Annotated in this window: 16 protein-coding genes and 1 riboswitch; of the genes, 8 read left to right on the forward strand and 8 right to left on the reverse strand. The window is 54.6% G+C overall.

Translation table 11 applies throughout. From position 1 onward, the window contains the following. The first annotated feature begins 4 nt into the window (after positions 1-4). The 6 genes from EYQ49_03040 (at position 5) to gcvT (ending at position 3,895) form a co-directional block, all read left to right on the forward strand. The gene (locus EYQ49_03040) at positions 5-748 is read left to right on the forward strand and encodes a MerR family transcriptional regulator (protein ID HIG24856.1); all 744 of its coding nucleotides are present in this window, start codon (positions 5-7) and stop codon (positions 746-748) included. Further along, positions 745-1,332, forward strand: a complete 588-nt coding sequence (locus EYQ49_03045) for a hypoxanthine phosphoribosyltransferase (GenBank protein HIG24857.1) — start codon at positions 745-747, stop codon at positions 1,330-1,332. The genes EYQ49_03040 and EYQ49_03045 overlap by 4 nt, the downstream gene beginning before the upstream one ends. Beyond that, entirely contained in the window at positions 1,329-1,832 is a 504-nt protein-coding gene (locus tag EYQ49_03050; protein HIG24858.1) for a bifunctional nuclease family protein, read from the forward strand. The genes EYQ49_03045 and EYQ49_03050 overlap by 4 nt, the downstream gene beginning before the upstream one ends. Before the next feature lie 158 nt (positions 1,833-1,990). Next, positions 1,991-2,473, forward strand: a complete 483-nt coding sequence (locus tag EYQ49_03055) for a MerR family transcriptional regulator (GenBank protein ID HIG24859.1) — start codon at positions 1,991-1,993, stop codon at positions 2,471-2,473. Between the two features lie 14 nt (positions 2,474-2,487). Then, the gene (locus tag EYQ49_03060) at positions 2,488-2,835 is read left to right on the forward strand and encodes a hypothetical protein (GenBank protein HIG24860.1); all 348 of its coding nucleotides are present in this window, start codon (positions 2,488-2,490) and stop codon (positions 2,833-2,835) included. Between the two features lie 7 nt (positions 2,836-2,842). Then, entirely contained in the window at positions 2,843-3,895 is a 1,053-nt protein-coding gene (gene gcvT / locus EYQ49_03065; protein HIG24861.1) for a glycine cleavage system aminomethyltransferase GcvT, read from the forward strand. On the opposite strand, the gene EYQ49_03070 is transcribed toward gcvT, so the two are convergent. Together EYQ49_03070 and aroC are read right to left on the reverse strand one after the other, a co-directional pair. Further along, entirely contained in the window at positions 3,896-4,678 is a 783-nt protein-coding gene (locus EYQ49_03070) for a class II aldolase/adducin family protein (GenBank protein ID HIG24862.1), read from the reverse strand. Positions 4,679-4,722: 44 nt separating this feature from the next. Then, entirely contained in the window at positions 4,723-5,814 is a 1,092-nt protein-coding gene (gene aroC, locus EYQ49_03075; protein ID HIG24863.1) for a chorismate synthase, read from the reverse strand. Positions 5,815-5,886: 72 nt separating this feature from the next. Between aroC and EYQ49_03080 the strand changes: the two genes are divergently transcribed. Continuing rightward, positions 5,887-7,530, forward strand: coding sequence for an acyl-CoA synthetase (locus EYQ49_03080; protein HIG24864.1), 1,644 nt, complete (start codon positions 5,887-5,889; stop codon positions 7,528-7,530). Here EYQ49_03080 and EYQ49_03085 read toward each other — a convergent pair. From EYQ49_03085 to gcvP, 3 genes are all read right to left on the reverse strand, one after another. Continuing rightward, entirely contained in the window at positions 7,527-8,384 is an 858-nt protein-coding gene (locus EYQ49_03085) for an SDR family NAD(P)-dependent oxidoreductase (protein ID HIG24865.1), read from the reverse strand. The two genes, EYQ49_03080 and EYQ49_03085, sit on opposite strands and share 4 nt — an antisense overlap. Positions 8,385-8,426: 42 nt before the next feature. Then, positions 8,427-9,773 (reverse strand): mycothione reductase, encoded by a 1,347-nt coding sequence (locus EYQ49_03090; protein HIG24866.1) that lies wholly within the window; start codon positions 9,771-9,773, stop codon positions 8,427-8,429. Between the two features lie 61 nt (positions 9,774-9,834). Then, positions 9,835-12,717 carry an aminomethyl-transferring glycine dehydrogenase gene (gcvP, locus tag EYQ49_03095; protein ID HIG24867.1) on the reverse strand — a complete coding sequence of 961 codons (2,883 nt, stop codon included), beginning with the start codon at positions 12,715-12,717 and terminating at the stop codon, positions 9,835-9,837. A gap of 132 nt (positions 12,718-12,849) precedes the next feature. Further along, positions 12,850-12,939: riboswitch (glycine riboswitch) on the reverse strand. A gap of 171 nt (positions 12,940-13,110) precedes the next feature. Here gcvP and EYQ49_03100 point away from each other — a divergent pair. Continuing rightward, on the forward strand, positions 13,111-13,950 hold the full coding sequence (locus tag EYQ49_03100; GenBank protein ID HIG24868.1) for a hypothetical protein: 840 nt from the start codon (positions 13,111-13,113) through the stop codon (positions 13,948-13,950). Here EYQ49_03100 and EYQ49_03105 read toward each other — a convergent pair. From EYQ49_03105 to EYQ49_03115, 3 genes are all read right to left on the reverse strand, one after another. Beyond that, positions 13,947-14,588 (reverse strand): hypothetical protein, encoded by a 642-nt coding sequence (locus EYQ49_03105; GenBank protein ID HIG24869.1) that lies wholly within the window; start codon positions 14,586-14,588, stop codon positions 13,947-13,949. The two genes, EYQ49_03100 and EYQ49_03105, sit on opposite strands and share 4 nt — an antisense overlap. A 93-nt stretch (positions 14,589-14,681) precedes the next feature. Then, complete coding sequence (locus EYQ49_03110) at positions 14,682-15,002, reverse strand: hypothetical protein (protein ID HIG24870.1); 321 nt, start codon at positions 15,000-15,002, stop codon at positions 14,682-14,684. 183 nt (positions 15,003-15,185) lie between these two features. Continuing rightward, entirely contained in the window at positions 15,186-16,634 is a 1,449-nt protein-coding gene (locus tag EYQ49_03115) for an NAD(P)/FAD-dependent oxidoreductase (protein ID HIG24871.1), read from the reverse strand. Between the last annotated feature and the right edge of the window lie 20 nt (positions 16,635-16,654).

Consider the following 16,654-nt stretch of genomic DNA (forward strand, 5'->3'; position numbering starts at 1 on the left):
AACAATGAGCGGTAATCAAGCAGCCAGCGGAGAAGCAGGCAAAGGTGCGGGAACGCTTTCCATTGGCGAGGTATTGGCCGGGTTAGAAGAAGAGTTTCCGGACATAACGGTGTCAAAAATCCGCTTTTTGGAGGCTCAAGGGCTACTCGACCCCGAACGGACACCTTCCGGCTACCGCCAGTTTTCTGGTGAGGATGTGGTGCGACTTCGTTGGATTTTACGCCAGCAGCGCGAACATTTTTTGCCACTGAAGGTCATTCGTCAACTACTGGATGAGGCGGGTGGCGAAATACCTGACGGCCCCGAAGAGGGAGACCCCGCGGAGGTGGAGCCCTTTCGGGAGCGAGCACGCCGCGGGCCGTTGGTGGGGTCGGTCAGTGTCAGCCGTGAAGAACTCGCCCAGGCGGTGGGTGTTGATCTTTCGGTGGTGGAAAAACTTGAGCGCATGGGTTTAGTGGTCGGGCACCAAGCGGGTTCGGCCACGGTGTTTGACGATGATGCGCTTTTGGTAGCCAAACTTGCTTCACGGTTCCTTGTTTTAGGATTTGATATACGGCACCTCCGCATGTATTTGGTGGCCGCTCAACGCGAAGCGGGGGTGTTTGAACAAGTGCTGCTTCCTCGACTACGTGATGACCAAAAAACCCGAGCAGCGGTGCAAGGGCAACTTGATGAACTCACCGAAGCAGGCTCTCGGCTACGCGAGATCATGTTGCGTCGTTCCTTAGGGAAGCTCGGTAGGCCATGACCGCAACTATGTTGTATAACCGGTCGTCGCTGGCCCAACGAGCAACTGCTCTGGGCGAAGAGTTAACCGAAGTCCTTGACGAAGGCGCCTTAATCGTCGGGGTCTTAAAAGGCTGTTTGCCGTTTATGGCCGATTTGGTGCGTTCCGTTGATGTGCCCGTAGAGCTTGAGTTTTTGGCCCTTAGTGGGTTTGCTCGCGATAGCGGGCGGGTGCGCCTTACGCGAGACATCGAAATGGACATAACGGGTCGCCAAGTAGTTTTGGTAGAAGATCTTGTCGATACCGGGATGCGGCTGAATTTTTTGCTCCGCCATCTTAAAGATCGCAACCCGGGAGAAATACGTGTTTGCACCATGTTCGACCGGGCCGAGCGTCGGGTGTTGCCCGCAACCTTGCATCATGTGGGGTTCCCCTTGGACTCTTCGTTTGTGGTGGGGTATGGGTTAGACCATCTTGGACGGTTCCGTAATCTTCCCGACTTGGTCACGGTCCCTTTAAAAGAATTAGAAGCCAACCCTGATGAAATCTGTGCCGAGGTGTATGCCTTGAGTCAGCGATACGCAGCAGATGAGGTAACGGCATGATCAAAATGAAAATCGTCAACATTCAAGAGGTGCTGCCCACGAATGCGCCGGTGGTTCTCTTGGGCGAAGAAGAGGGCGAGCGTTTGCTGCCCATCTTTATTGGCCGCCCTGAAGCCACAGCTATTGGCCTGGCCCTCGCTGACCAGCGGCCACCCCGTCCCATGACCCACGATTTGTTGGCGTCCATGGTGGAAACTTTTGGTTGGCAAGTCGAACGAGTGGTGATTACCGACTTGCAGGAAAAAACGTTTTTTGCCGAAATCTATTTTCGCGGACCGGTAGGCGTTGAGGTAGTGCCGTGCCGCCCCTCGGATGCTTTGGCTTTAGCGGTGCGCAGCAACGGTGAAATTTATGTGGAAGAAAAAGTCTTGGACCAAGCGGGGTATCTTTCCGAAGATGACGACTCTGGCCAATCAGAAGAAGAAGTCGAAGAGTTCCGAGCGTTTCTTGACAACGTGAACCCTGATGATTTTGCCGGCGGAGACTCAGAACCCAGTTAACCGGGAGCCTCGGCGCAGGCTCAACAGCGGGACCATGAGCAAAGAGTTGAACTTGGTGGCTGTATCGCGTACCCTATTAGGAAGTCACAGTGACGTAACTACGCCCCTGTGATCTGGGCCGCGCAAGCCACCCCAGCCACCAGGAAACGAGGGAAACCATGACGGTCACCGAAGCAAGCGAAGGCTACACCGGGAAAAAAACGGCAGAAATTGCCGGCATTACCTATCGCCAATTGGACTACTGGGCACGCACCGACCTTATTCGCCCATCGCTGACCGATGCCTCGGGCTCCGGGAGTCGCCGTCGCTACTCCTACCGAGACCTCTTAGAGCTCAAAGCGGTAAAGACTCTCCTGGATGCCGGTATTCGCCTTGAGTTGGTGAGAGAAGTATTTACTTACCTTTCTGAAAACCTTGATGAAGACGTGACGCAAGTGAACTTAGTGATCAGTGGCAACCGGTCGGTCATGGTGCGTAGCGGTGAAGAAATCGTTGACTTGCTGCGCAACGGCCAAGGGGTGTTGAATATTTTGCCGCTGGCCGGAGTAAAAGAAGAAATCGATACCAAAATTATTGAGCTTTACCCTCAAGGGCGACGCGCCGAAGCTGACAAAGATCTTCAACAGGTGGTCGGCAAATAAGCACCGAGGCCAAAATGAACCAAGTGCAACAACTCCATCCACCACAAGATACGGCGGAGTTTGCCCACGAGTCAGAACAACGCATCGCGGAACTGTTCGACTTCTACGGCATCGCCTGGGAATACGAGCCCGAAACATTTGTCCTGTCGCAAGGAGCAGATGGTCTCCCTACTTCGGCTTTCACCCCGGACTTTTATCTCCCCGATCATGATATTTACCTTGAAGTTACGACCATGCGCCAGCCCTTGGTGACCCGAAAAAATCGTAAGATCCGCCAATTGCGCGAACAACGCCCAGATATTGAGATCCGTATCCTTTATCAACGTGATGTAGCACGACTCTTTTCTCGGCACGCTGCATAAGAACGATATGGCCGAGTTAAAAAAGTCTTTACTTGATGCACAGCATCGAGTGGCCGGAGCCCGCATGGTGCCCTTCGGCGGTTGGGACATGCCAGTTTCGTACCCGACGGGAACATTGACCGAACACTTGGCCTGCCGCAACCAAGCAGCGCTTTTTGATGTGAGCCATCTGGGATCGCTAGAACTTACCGGACCAAAAGCTTTCGACCAATTGCAGTATGCGCTTTCCAACGATCTTCGACGTATTGCTCCGGGCAAAGCGCAATACACCCATCTACTCGACCCCCGAGATGCTTCGGTGGTTGACGACATCATTGTTTGGTGGCTAGAGCCCGAACGGTTTTGGGTGCTTCCAAACGCCGCAAATGCGGCCGGTGTAACGGCGGCCCTCTCCCAAAGCGTTGACCGCCGACCGGAACGGGCTTTGCTGGCCGTGCAAGGCCCCGAGGCTAAACAGCGTTTGGCCACTGTGTCGGCCGAAGCAGCCCAAGTAGGCCGCTTCCGCGTTAAAGAAATTGTCTGGCAAGGGCATCAGTTATTGGTGGCAGGCACCGGTTACACCGGTGAACAAGGAGTCGAAATCGCTGTTCCTCAAGCAGCAGCAGAAAGCCTTTGGGCAGCGTTGGTGGAAGCCGGCTGCGACCCAGCAGGCCTCGGGGCTCGCGATACGTTGCGCCTCGAAGCAGGCCTCCCTCTGCATGGCCACGAATTAGGCCCAGAAATAACGCCACTTGATGCCGGCCTGGGCTGGGTAGTGGGCTGGGATAAAGAAGCGTTCATAGGTCAAGAAGCCCTGTTGGCAGCGCAAGAAAAGGGGTTGCAAAAACGGTTACGAGGGTTAACCGTTGAAGGGCGCCGGCCGCCTCGAGAAGGACAAACCGTACTTAAAGACGGAGAAGCGATAGCCACCCTAACGAGCGGCAACTTTTCACCAGCCTTGGGTCACGGGATCGCCCTCGCCTTTTTGCCGCCGCACCTGCTCCCCGGAGAAACAGTGACCATCGACCAGCGGGGCACCGAGGTGCCGGCACAAGTTGTAAAACTTCCCTTTGTGGGGTAGCTAGTTTTTTAGTTCGGGCTGTTCACGCAGAATCTGCTCAAATAAGGGTTGGCCGCTAAACCAACTGGAGAAATCGTTCCCCACATATTTGTGCGTGTGTTCTGCTGTGGCGTGATCCAAGACCACCGGCGTGCCTGCAGCTTCGGCCAACAACTGTGCTTGACAGGTGCGTTCCATGGTGACGAACAACCAGACAGCCTCATCGACACTGCCCCCTACCGTCAAGAGCCCGTGGTTGCGAAGGATCGCTGCTTTGTTGCTGCCTAAAGAGTCGGCAATGCGGGCGCCTTCTGAAGGGTCGGTGACCACCCCGGTGTAGTCATCAAAAAGCACATGATTGCCGTAAAAAATGCAAGCGTCTTGAGTAATGGGGTCAAGCATGCGACCCAACGAGGACCAAGCCTTTCCGTAAAGAGAATGCGAGTGAGCAGCCGCTATGACCTCGGGGCAGTTCATGTGAATGCCAGAGTGGATAGCAAAAGCGGCCGCATTTACGGCGTAGTTGCCTTCGAGAATTTCTCCGGTGTGGGACACCAAGAGTAAATCTGAAACAGAAATATCAGAAAATGGTTGGCCCAAAGCGTTTACCCAAAAGGCATCGGTTTGTTCTGGATCGCGCACCGTAATATGGCCGGCCACCCCTTCGCTGAAACCAAATTTACCAAAAATACGAAAAGCAGCAGCTAAGCGTTCTTTGCGGTGCGCTCGCTCTTCTTCCACCGAGGCGAAAGAAGGAGGCTCATAGTAATACGGTTTGCTGCCGGCGCCGGGAGGGATGGCCATGGGTGCTCCTTGGGTAGAAGCGCAGTGTAGAACCCGGAAGATACTTAGATGGCATCGAGAACGTCGACGGCTTGTTGGCGCAGCCAATGGTCAGCCAAAGTCAACAAAGCCATGGCCTCTACCAAAGGAACGGCGCGGGGGAGCACGCAAGGGTCATGGCGCCCTTTGGCTTCTAACGTCACCGGTTGGTTATTGGTGTCGACAGTTTTTTGGGCCGAAGAAATGGTCGCCGTGGGTTTAAAAGCCACCCGAAAATAGAGATCCGCCCCGTTCGATATGCCGCCTTGAACGCCACCGGAATGATTGGTATCAGTAACCGGGCCTTCCGGCCCGGGGCTGAAGGGATCGTTATGGCTTAACCCGGTCATAGCGGCGGACGCAAAACCGCTGCCAATGTCGAACCCTTTTGCAGCGGGCAAAGAAAGCATGCCCTTGGCTAGATCCGCTTCGAGGCGATCAAAAACGGGTTCACCGAGACCCGCCGGCATTTGGCGAACCACGCAAGTAACGGTGCCTCCCAGCGAGTCACCTCGTCGTCGGGCGTCTTCGATAGCCGTAGTCATGGCGGCCGCCGCTTCAGGGTCGGGGCAACGAGTGGGGTCGGCCTCGACGTCGGCCAAAGTAACCGTTGAAGAATCAACAGTGGAGCCGATGGTGTGCACCTGAGAAACCCAAGCCAAAACTTCCAGGCCGCAGGTTTGGGTCAGCAACTGGCGAGCGACCGCACCAGCGGCTACCCGGCCAATGGTCTCACGAGCGCTGGAGCGCCCGCCGCCTTCCCAATTGCGTAAACCATATTTTGCTTGATAAGTGAAGTCAGCGTGAGATGGGCGGTAAACATCTTTGAGATGATCGTAGGCCGCAGGGCGCGCATCGGTGTTGCGTACCAAAACAGCAATGGGTGTGCCGAGCGTGCGGCCTTCAAAAACCCCGGAAAGAATTTCTGCCTCATCGGCTTCTTGGCGTTGTGTGGTGAGTCGGCTTTGCCCGGGACGCCGCCGGTCTAAATCGGCTTGCAGATGGTCTACCGAGAGGTCTAAACGCGGCGGACAACCATCAATAACTACTCCGACGCCACCGCCGTGGCTCTCGCCCCAAGTGGCGATACGAAAAAGATGTCCAAATGAGCTGCTCACAAAGGCGAGCATAGGGCAGACGGCGCCCGCCGCCGGTTTCTTTATTTTGTAAAGAACTGCTAATTTTAAAGGATGCCTGAAACGACCTTAAATATTGCCAGCGCTTGGGAAGCAATAGCCGACACCATTGGCGACAATATTGCGCTCACCGCAGCGGGGGAACACACCTCCTGGGCCGAGTTCGATCAGCGAGCAGCAGCTCTGGCCTCCACCATGGAAAGCCACGGGCTGGGCCCCAACGCCAAAGTTGCGCTCTACCTTTACAACGGCCCTGAATATTCTGAAGCTCAATACGCCGCCTTCAAAGTGCGGGCCGTACCCGCCAACGTCAACTATCGCTATCTTGACGAAGAGTTGGCCTACATTTTAAACAACGCCGACGCGGAAGCGCTTTTTTTTGACCACACCCTCGAGGAGCATGTAGAAGCAGCGCGTCGCCACTGCCCGCAACTAAAAGTAGCTATTCAAGTAGGAGGAGACAAGTGCCCCGAGTGGGCGGTCTCTTACCAAGAAGCTGTGAAAAGCGCCCCCATGAAGCGCATCGAACGTAATGGTGAAGACCTCTGGTTTCTTTATACCGGCGGCACCACTGGCATGCCAAAAGCCGTCATGTGGAACCACAGCAACCTGTGGGGGTCAATGACCGCCACCTTCCGCCCTTATAAAACACTTCCTCCTATTACCCCACAAGAAGCAGCCGAAATTGCCCTACGGGTTACCAGCCAAGGAAAAGAAATACGCCAACTCTGTGCCGCACCGCTCATGCATGGAACCTCCGGCCTGAGCGGTCTGGCCACCCTCAGCCACGGCGGGTCACTTACCACCTTGACCGGGCATTCCTTCGACGCCAACGAACTCTGGGACACCATTGAGCGAGAAAGAATCACCATGGTCAGCATCGTCGGTGATGCTTTCGCCAAGCCCATGGTTGATGCATTAGATCAAACGCAAGACAGGGGAGAGCAGCGGGACCTCTCATCTCTACGCATGGTTCTTTCTTCTGGCGTAATGTTTAGTGCTCCGGTGAAAGAACGCCTCTTGGCGCACGTAGATCTTTTGGTGGTTGACACTTTGGGATCCAGCGAAGGAACCGGCATGGCCGCCCAAGTCAGTTCACGGTCCGCTCAGCGGTCGGGCACCGCAAAATTTTCCTTAGGTGAACACACCCGGGTTTTCAACGACCAAAGAAAAGAAGTGATGCCGGGCTCCGGCGAAAAAGGTCAGCTGGCTTTGGGGTACCCCTTGCCGCAGGGCTACTACAAAGATCCAGAAAAAACTGAAGCGGCATTTCCGACGGTAAATGGGCGCCGCTGGTCTATACCCGGGGACTACGCCACCGTTGATGAAGAAGGCACTATCACCCTGTTGGGAAGGGGATCGGCCTGCATCAACACCGGCGGAGAAAAGGTCTACCCAGAAGAAGTAGAAGAAGCCCTCAAAGCATTGTCCGCGGTACGCGACTGCAACGTGGTGGGCCTTGAGGATGAGCGGTGGGGCCAAGCAGTGACCGCAGTAGTAGAACTAGAAGCCGACGCTCTTCAAGGCGAAGACCCAGAAAATATTTTGCGTCAAGAAGTCCGCGCCATTTTGGCCGGTTTTAAAATACCAAAACGCATCGTGGTCGTAGAACGCATTGAGCGCAGCCCGAACGGGAAAACTGATTACCGCTGGGCCAAAGAAACCGCCCAAGCGGCAATCGGCACTACTGACAGTTAGATATTGTCAAAAATTGCTTCGGCAGTTGGGTCGCTTCGGTGGCGAATCTCTTCGTGACGAGTAGCGATGGCGGCGAGATGTTCTTCGTCGGTGAAGATCCAAAACTTTTTGTCCAGTACCGCATCGTGAACTAAGTCGGCCACCGTTTCAGGGCGTAAAGCATTGGCCTGCATGTATTCCATGATGGCGGCTCGGCGAATTTCATCTTCTTGAGAAGGCGGCTCGGCGAGAGCATCGGTGAGTTCCTCGGGCTGGTTACGGTCAGAAACAAAAATATTAGTGGCGACAAACCCCGGGCAAAGACAAGAAACCCCCACCGCTGAATCTTCTTGACGCAACTCAGCAAACAAAGTTTCCGCGATGGTTACCGTGGCATGCTTAGAAGCGTTATAGGGCGCCATGCCGGCATACGAAGTGTGGCCAGCTACCGAAGCAGTAAGCACCACATGGCCATCATCTTGAGTCAACAGGCCCGGTAAAAAAGCCTCTAGGCCGTAAATGATTCCGTAAAGGTTGACCCCCAGAACCCAATCCCATTGTGCCGCCGTTAACTCAGCGATAGTGCCGCCGCCGGCTACCCCAGCATTGAGGCACAGTACGTGGGCCGCTCCGTAAGTTTCCATGACCTGTTGGTGAAAATTTTGTACCGAAGCCTGGTCAGAAACATCGCAAGGAACGCCAATGACCTCGGTTCCCGAGGCTCGAAGTTCGGCCACCGTGGCCTCAAGCACCGGTTCTTCAATGTCGGCTAACGCCAACTTCATGCCTTGAGCGGCAAACCGCTGAGCGAATGCCCTCCCTAAGCCCGAAGCGCCCCCCGTTATTACCGCTACTTTGCCACCCAAGTTTTTCATAGTTTCTCCTTTGGTCAGAGTCTGGCCCAGAAACAAGAGAAACTAAAACTCCAGCAACGCTTGTTCGACGACTTCTGGCATAGCGGGGTGAATGTAAAACTGCCCGCGAGCCATTTGGTCAACCGTTTGCCCAAAAGCCATGCCTTGAATAAGTTGTTGAATGAGCGTCGGAGCATGAGGCCCAATTAAATGGGCGCCCAGCAAAAGGCGGGTTTTAGGGTCGGCTAAAAGTTTGACAAAACCGGCGGTGTCTTCCATAGCCCACCCATACGCAGTATCGGCGTAGTCGCGTTGAGCGACCAAATAAGGAAGGCCTTGAGCGTCTAAGTCGCGTTGGTTGGCGCCGATAGTAGCAATTTGCGGATGGCCAAACACTGCGTAAGGGGCCAGCGAACGGTCCACCGAATGGAGGTCCTCCGGGTAAGTCAGGTTATGTAAAACCACCTTGGCGTCGGCGTTGGCTAAATGCTTCAACTGAACAGGGTTGGTGATGTCGCCTAAGGCCCAAACGTTGGGTACCACGGTTTGTAAATGTTCGTCAGTAAGCACGTGACCGCGCTCATTGACGGTTATGCCGCCGGCGGTCACGTCCAGAGTGTCGCTATTGGGTTGGCGTCCGGTAGCCACCAAAAGTTGATCAGCGACTAGGGTGGATCCATCAGATAGGTCAAGGGTGAAGTCTTTTTCGTGGCGCACGGCATCAACGGTGACCCCCATGACGAGATCCATGCGCTGGCCATAGATTTCGGTAATGCGTTCCGAAATAGCGGTATCCATTTCGCGAAGCAAATGATGGCTTCGGTTTACCATGGTCACCTTGCTGCCCAAAGCAGCAAAAACATGGGCCATTTCTACGGCAATAAACCCACCGCCCAAAATGACCAGATGGCGAGGAAGCTCATCTAAGCGCATGACCGAATCTGAGGTGACGTAAGGGCTTTCCGCTAAGCCCGGCACTTCAGGGATAACCGGGCGCGCTCCGGCTGCTAAAACAATACGTTCAGCGGTGACCGTTTGGCCATTGATTTCGACCGTGCGTTCGCCGATGAACCGAGCAGAATGTGGATACACCGTGGTGTTGGCTAAAGACTCTCGATAGGCCAACCCGCTTTCGGCAATAGGGTCAATGCGGCCAAACACGCGGTCCCGGATGGCCGGCCAATCTGCGCCATCGAAAGAAGTTTTGAGCCCGAAACCTGCACTATTTTGCGCTTGGTAAGCCCGGTCAGCGGTATGGACAAACATTTTTGATGGAATGCACCCACGATTCAAACAGGTGCCACCAAAAACCCAAGGCTCCGCTATAGCAACATCCCAGTGGCGGTGATCGCCGCCCGTAACTGAGTTGCCAGAACCGGCACCGATTATTAGCAGATCATGATGGGGCATGGTTTCTCCGAACGAAGCTTAGATAAAAAGAAACCCTAGCCGCAGAGATTCTCTTCCCTCTCTACGATGTCTCTCGATAATCATCGAGGGAAGGACAAGCGCAAACCAAGTTTTTATCCCCGTAAGCGGCATCTATGCGGCCCACCGGTGGCCAGTACTTGTCCTTTTGTAAATAAGAAAGCGGGTAAGCCGCCAACTCTCGCGAATAGGGGCGATCCCACGATCCAGCGAGATCTTGAGCGGTATGCGGAGCGTTAACCAATGGGTTGTTTTCGGCCGGCCAATCGCCTTGAGTTACCTGGCGCACCTCTTGGGCGATGGCCACCATGGCATCGCAGAAAGAATCCAGCGTGGCCAAACTCTCCGACTCGGTAGGTTCCACCATGAGGGTTCCCACTACGGGAAAAGAAACGGTCGGTGCGTGAAAGCCGTAATCGATAAGGCGTTTGCAAAGATCATCGGCAGAAACACCGGCCTCTTTAACCCATCGGGTATCCAAGATACATTCATGGGCCACTAAAGAATTCTCGCCACGGTAAAGAACTGGAAAGTCATCGCTTAACCGGGCGGCGATGTAGTTGGCCGACAAAATCGCTATCTCAGAGGCCTCGGTAAGCCCGGTACCACCCATCAAGGTGATGTAGGCCCAAGTGATGGGCAACACCCCAGCAGACCCCCACGGAGCAGCAGAAATAGCTCCTACGCCAGTTGCGGGGCCGGCCTCTTTGACCACCGGGTGGTTGGGTAAAAAGGGTGCTAAGTGAGCGCCCACCCCGATGGGCCCCACCCCGGGGCCGCCACCGCCATGAGGTATGCAAAAAGTTTTATGCAAATTGAGATGCGAAACATCAGCGCCAAAGCGCCCCGGACGGGCTAAACCCACCATGGCGTTGAGGTTGGCGCCATCTAAATAAACTTGACCCCCAGCATCGTGGACCCTGGCGCAAATTTGCGTAATCTCGGGCTCAAAAACCCCATGAGTTGACGGGTAGGTGATCATGAAAGTAGAGAGTTCCTTGGCATGGAGAGTCGCTAACTCATCTAAATGCTTAAGATCAACGTTCCCTTGGTCATCGCACTCCACCACGACCACCTTGAGGCCGGCCATGACGGCGCTGGCCGCATTGGTTCCGTGTGCCGAAGCAGGTATGAGGCAAATGGTGCGCTCTGGGTGGCCTTGCTGGTGGTGCCACGCCTGAATGGCCAGCAACCCGGCCAACTCGCCTTGTGACCCAGCGTTGGGCTGTAAAGAAACGGCGGCGTACCCAGTAATTTCCACCAGCATTTGCTCAAGGTCAGCAATCAACTCGTGATAGCCCGCCACCTGCTCGGCGGGGGCATAAGGATGCAGGCCAGAAAACTCCGGCCAGGTAATCGGCATCATTTCAGTGGTGGCGTTGAGCTTCATGGTGCAGGATCCCAAAGGAATCATGGTGCGGTCTAAAGCGAGGTCGCGGTCCGATAAGCGCCGGAGCCAACGCAACATTTCGGTTTCACTTTGATGCGCTAAGAAGCAGGCGGCCTGGCAAAAATCCGAAGTTCGTTGCAACGATGATGGAATGCCGTCGGAAGTCGAGGCATCGATCTCAACCACCGAGAGGCCAGAAAGACCAAAGGCTTCCCAAATGGTTTCGACTACTTCGCTGCTGGTGGTTTCATCCAAGCTAAAGGCCACATGGTCTTGGTCAACGAGGCGAAGGTTTACTTGCCCTTGGCGTGCCGCCTCGACGATTTGTTCCGCCTGACCTGGAGCATGAATGGTGGCGGTGTCAAAAAAAGATTCGGCAGTCGAGCGAAACCCGTGTTGAGCGAGGCCCGCTACGGTCACCGCCGTCAAGCGGTGCACCCGTTGGGCAATACGTTTGAGGCCTTCTGGGCCGTGGTAAGCAGCGTAAAGCGCAGCCACGATGGCTAAGAGCACTTGGGCCGTGCAAATATTTGAGGTGGCCCGTTCTCGACGAATATGTTGCTCACGGGTTTGCAAAGCCAAACGCTGTGCTGGTTGACCGTTTACGTCAACGGAGGTACCCACCAAGCGGCCGGGAAGCATCCGTTGGTGTTTTTGGTTAACGGCCATAAACCCGGCATGTGGGCCACCGAAACCCATGGGAACGCCGAACCGTTGAGCGGAACCCACCACAACGTCAACCCCTAATTCTCCCGGGGGAGTGATTAAACAAAGGGCGAGCAAATCGGCGGCTACTGCTACCCCTGCGCCGTTTTTATGAAAGCGTTCAACTACCGGGGAGAGGTCGCGAAGTTGGCCATCTCCGCCGGGATACTGGACTAAAACACCGAAGCAACCGTCAGTGATGGGGTCGTTCCACGGGTCACCCACCAAGATATCTAACCCTAAAGGAGTGGCGCGAGTGCGGAGAACGTCAACGGTTTGTGGGTGGCACTGCTCATCAATGAAAAAAGTGTCCCCTTTGCCGCGTCCGGCCCGATGCAAAAGCGCCATGGCTTCAGCGCCTGCGGTGGATTCATCAAGCAAAGAAGCGTTCGCTATTTCCATGCCTGCCAGGTCGGCAACCATGCTTTGAAAGGCTAATAAAACTTCAAGGCGCCCTTGGGATATCTCTGGCTGGTAGGGGGTATAAGCGGTATACCAACCGGGGTTCTCCAACACATTGCGCACAATGACCGAGGGGGTAAAGGTGTCGTGCCAGCCTGCTCCTAAACAACTGGTAAAGACACTGTTTTTGTCGGCTAAGACCCGGAGTCGATCAAGAACCTCGGCTTCTGAAACGGGCCCGGGAAGGTTTAAAGGCTCAGTGGAACGAATAGAGGTGGGTACCGTTTGGTCAATGAGTTCTCGAAGCGAACTCATCCCGATGGTCTCAAGCATGTGTTGACGATCAGACAGACTCGGGCCAATATGGCGAGGCACAAACTCGGCCGGGCTGAAGAGTTCTTCTAATGGGCGAAAAGACGTTTTGGTCATCGGTTCCTCAGAGGTATGGGTACGTACGCATAGGGATAACGCACCCTCCTCTGTCCGAAACCTGAGAGATGGACTGCAGAAACCTGCAGCTTGCCCCGTCGGTGGGTCGCAAAACGACCGCTCTCCAGAGTGCCGGCCACTGCGGTCCGGTTGCCTGAGAGTTTCCGAGGGCGGTTGCTCCTTCGGCGCTTCGGTATTCCGAAGCTCTCCCACAGTGGTGTAGTCAGCACTGCTTAGGTTAGCGGGGTTAACACGGTTTGAGGGAGATCATCGGCGTCATGTGGTCTCAGAGTCATCATGACGCGGAATTTGGTGAGGGGGTCTGGAGGGGGAGTGCGGGGCGGTAGGGTCGCGAGGTACTTTTTATTTGCCAACGATGCAGAAATAGTTTAAATGACCGTAGATCGCCAAGAAATCTCCTTGCTTGTTATGGCCGGAGGTCTGGGTTCGCGCTTTGGCGGCAACAAACAGTTGGTGGCGGTAGGGCCCAATGGGGAAGCTTTTTTGGATTACGCCATAAACGATGCCCATGACCTGGGGCTCGGGCAAGTGGTAATCGTGGCCCGCACCGACCTTCAAGCACCGCTTCGTGCCCACCTAGACGCTCAACATGGTGAGGATTTTCCGGTAACCATCGTGCATCAAGACACTTACGGCCCGACCCGAGCCAAACCGTGGGGAACCGGGCACGCCGTGTTGAGTGCCACAAGTGCGTTAACCGGGCCCGTGGTGGTGGTTAATGCCGACGACCATTATGGATCTACTGGTATCGCCCAGGCCGTTAAAGCCCTCGAAGGCACGGAAGGTAATGCTGCGGTATTGGTTGCTTTCGAATTGGGTCGCACCTTGTCTGCTACTGGTTCGGTTTCTCGAGGGGTCTGTCGGATTTCTCAGGGGTGTTTAGAAGAGTTGGTAGAGACACACGGGATTCGCGCTGAAGGGAACCGTATTTTGGCTGATGACCCTTCAGGTGAACTGTCAGCTGATGCGCCGGTCTCTATGAACTTGTGGGGGTTGAGCGGCGAGGCAGTGGATCGCTTAGCTGGACAGTGGGCCTCGTTTTACGCGCAAAACAGCGACGACCCTTCGGCCGAGTTTTTACTTCCCGAAGCACTGGATCAACAGCGGGCCGAAGGGCTTCTCGAAGTGTTGGTGGTGCGGTCAAAAGAAAAATGGACCGGGGTTACCAGCCGAAAAGACCTCAAAGCAGCCCAAGCAGCTTTTGCCGGCTAATGCTCAGCTAAACGGGCATCGTCGAAGTCGAGGCCCGGGAGCTCGGGCTGCAGGTTGAAGCCCATTTCAGAAGCCAAGGTGAGGATGGTTTGCTCGCATTCCAGCCAGTTTGTTACACGCGGCCCGGCTAGTTTTTGGTTGTAGGGAGCGTCAAAGACAATGACCGTGTTCCCTGAGTCACGCAAACCGTTTACGTTGTGTGCCGCATCATCAATGTAAATGTCGGCTTCGATCTCTGGCTTATCACCGAGAAAGCAAATATCTCGGTAGGGGATTCGTGACTGGTCGAGCCATTCCACGGTATCGGTGACGGCTGTGGCATGACCCCAATTGACATAAAGACGGTGGGTGATAATGCGTATCCACACCCCGGCATCGGAGAGGCGCCAGAGCACCTCGGAAGCATTTTCAAAAACAGGCATGGAACGCAACATGCGATGTTCGTTAACCGCTAAATGGTGGAGTTCTTTGAATTGGTCTCCGGTGAGGTTCCATTCGGCAAAATCCCAGCCTCGTTGGTCGGGGAGGCTGGCCGGGTCGACGTTGAGTTCCTGGGCTACCACGGAGCGAAAAGCGGTGGTGTAGTCGCCGCAAACACCGTCGAGGTCAACACCGAGAATTAAGGTTTCTTTAGTCATAGAAGAGACGCTACCGTCCGCAGTCTTTTCTTGGCCAGAAAGCACAAAACCCCCTGCGGCCCGAAAGCCACAGGGGGTTTTGCGAAAAACGAATTAGCCGCGGGCGAGACCCTTGCCAAGGGCGCTGATTGCTGCGTCTTTGACTGGGATAAAGGCCACAATGGCGATTGCTGTTGCTACGTCGGTACCGAAGTCACCCAATTGAGCGATTTCAACTCCGCCGTAACCGAGTGCACCTACCTCGGAAAGCATTACGAACAGGTAAGCCCAAATGAGGTTCAGGTTTGTTCCAACGAGTGGAAGGCCCTTAAGCATTCCGTTTACGCCAGCCAAATCTAAAATGCTGTTGATTACTGCCATGACGCCCTGGAAGACCATTGCAAGAATGATCAGTCCGAGAATTGTTGCCATCATAATGATGTATCCCCTTTATATGGTTAGCTCGGTCAAGCCGGAATTGACCTGTCCGAGTAATCACTAAACGGTAGATGGGTCTTTGGTGGTTGTACAGGGATCACCGTCAAAGGTGTAGTGAGGCGACTACGCAACGTGAAACAGGGTTTTTGGTGTTTCAGTAGGGTTACGAAAATATTGCGGTCAGGTTGAGATGGTTTCTTCGTGGTAATCCTCTTCGACATTGACTTGCCACACGTCGTGATCGGCACCGAGCAAATTTTCTACCGTCAACATGGCAGTCAACATGGAGTGGTCTTGGTTGTTGTATCGATGCATGCCGTTGCGCCCCACCGGGTGAACGTTGCTGGCGTGTTCGGAGAGCCACCCACGGAGCACCTCTACGTTGGCTCGGTAAGCAGCGTCGTACATTGGGTAAGCCCTCGGCATGCGCACCACATGGCCTCCTTGCACCAGGGCGAGGTCAACGAGGCCCAACACGGAGAGTTCTTTGGTGGCTTGAGCAATTAAGTCCTCATCGCTCGCTTCCCACAAGTGGTCGCCTTCGGTGACGAAATACTCTAGCCCTAAACAAGTGCGACCTTCTTTTACCATGTGTGGTGACCATTGGCCAAAGTTTTGTACGCGCCCTACCTCAACGTCTGGAGAATGGATGTAGATCCAGTTGTCGTCAAACCCCTCCTCGACCGGAACAATTAAGGCCACGGTAAGAAAATCGCGAAAAGTTAGCGAATCGGCGGCCAACTGCACCTCATGAGGAACCGGAGGGTCCATGGCCTTGAGTAAGTGGGGGAGCGGCATAGAAGAAATGATGTCACTAGCCGGAAAAACTGAAGGTCCCGAAGGCCCCGTGCTATGAACCGAAGTGGCACGGCCTTCTGCGTGTTCGATGCGAGTCACGTGGTGTTCCAGGTGAACCGTGCTGCCCTGATCGGTAACCAGTTGATGACATCTTTCCCACATCATGCCGGGGCCGAAACGAGGGTATTCAAACTCTTCAATAAGGCTGGTGATCTCTTTTTGGTTGCGCTTTGGCAAGAGCGAATTCACCACGGCACTAAAAAGCGACAAGTTTTTAATGCGCTGAGCAGCCCAGTCGGCTTGCAACTGGTGCGCTGGGACGCCCCACACTTTTTCGGTATAAGTTTTAAAAAACTTGCGATAAAGACGCCACCCAAACCTGCTCGCTACCCAGCCTTCAAAGTTTGTGAGATCTTTAGGTGGCCGTAGCCGCACCCAAACGTAAGAAAGCACGCAAAGCGCTGATTCCCAAAGCCCTAAATTCCGAAGAGCGTTACTGGCTTTTAATGGGTAATCGTAGAATTTGCCCTGGTAGTAAATGCGGCTCATTCGCGGCCGTAATAAAAAATCGTCATCGTCGAGAATCTCGTGCCAAAGTGCCGAAACCACGGAAACCTTAGTGAAAAACCGGTGACCGCCAATGTCGAATCGCCACCCGTCGCGTTCAACGGTTCGGCTAATCCCACCCACTACTGGGTCAGATTCTAAAACCGTTGCGGTGAGCCCGGCTTGACCTATTTTGTAGGCAGCGGTAAGTCCGGCTGGACCAGCACCAATAATGATTGCGATTGGCTGCCAGGGTTCGGTGGTGTTGGGGGCTTGCTCAATCATGGATGCCTTAAAGTAAAGAG

This window comes from Acidimicrobiia bacterium, assembly GCA_012959995.1.
GTDB lineage: Bacteria > Actinomycetota > Acidimicrobiia > Acidimicrobiales > MedAcidi-G1 > MedAcidi-G2B.

Coding starts and splice junctions, on each gene's coding strand:
- EYQ49_03090 (HIG24866.1), bottom strand. CDS start 9,773: ATGCCCCATCATGATCTGCTAATAATCGGTGCCGGTTCTGGCAACTCA.
- EYQ49_03045 (HIG24857.1), top strand. CDS start 745: ATGACCGCAACTATGTTGTATAACCGGTCGTCGCTGGCCCAACGAGCA.
- EYQ49_03085 (HIG24865.1), bottom strand. CDS start 8,384: ATGAAAAACTTGGGTGGCAAAGTAGCGGTAATAACGGGGGGCGCTTCG.
- EYQ49_03060 (HIG24860.1), top strand. CDS start 2,488: ATGAACCAAGTGCAACAACTCCATCCACCACAAGATACGGCGGAGTTT.
- EYQ49_03070 (HIG24862.1), bottom strand. CDS start 4,678: ATGGCCATCCCTCCCGGCGCCGGCAGCAAACCGTATTACTATGAGCCT.
- EYQ49_03115 (HIG24871.1), bottom strand. CDS start 16,634: ATGATTGAGCAAGCCCCCAACACCACCGAACCCTGGCAGCCAATCGCA.
- EYQ49_03110 (HIG24870.1), bottom strand. CDS start 15,002: ATGATGGCAACAATTCTCGGACTGATCATTCTTGCAATGGTCTTCCAG.
- EYQ49_03080 (HIG24864.1), top strand. CDS start 5,887: ATGCCTGAAACGACCTTAAATATTGCCAGCGCTTGGGAAGCAATAGCC.
- EYQ49_03100 (HIG24868.1), top strand. CDS start 13,111: ATGACCGTAGATCGCCAAGAAATCTCCTTGCTTGTTATGGCCGGAGGT.
- gcvP (HIG24867.1), bottom strand. CDS start 12,717: ATGACCAAAACGTCTTTTCGCCCATTAGAAGAACTCTTCAGCCCGGCC.
- gcvT (HIG24861.1), top strand. CDS start 2,843: ATGGCCGAGTTAAAAAAGTCTTTACTTGATGCACAGCATCGAGTGGCC.
- EYQ49_03050 (HIG24858.1), top strand. CDS start 1,329: ATGATCAAAATGAAAATCGTCAACATTCAAGAGGTGCTGCCCACGAAT.
- EYQ49_03040 (HIG24856.1), top strand. CDS start 5: ATGAGCGGTAATCAAGCAGCCAGCGGAGAAGCAGGCAAAGGTGCGGGA.
- EYQ49_03055 (HIG24859.1), top strand. CDS start 1,991: ATGACGGTCACCGAAGCAAGCGAAGGCTACACCGGGAAAAAAACGGCA.
- EYQ49_03105 (HIG24869.1), bottom strand. CDS start 14,588: ATGACTAAAGAAACCTTAATTCTCGGTGTTGACCTCGACGGTGTTTGC.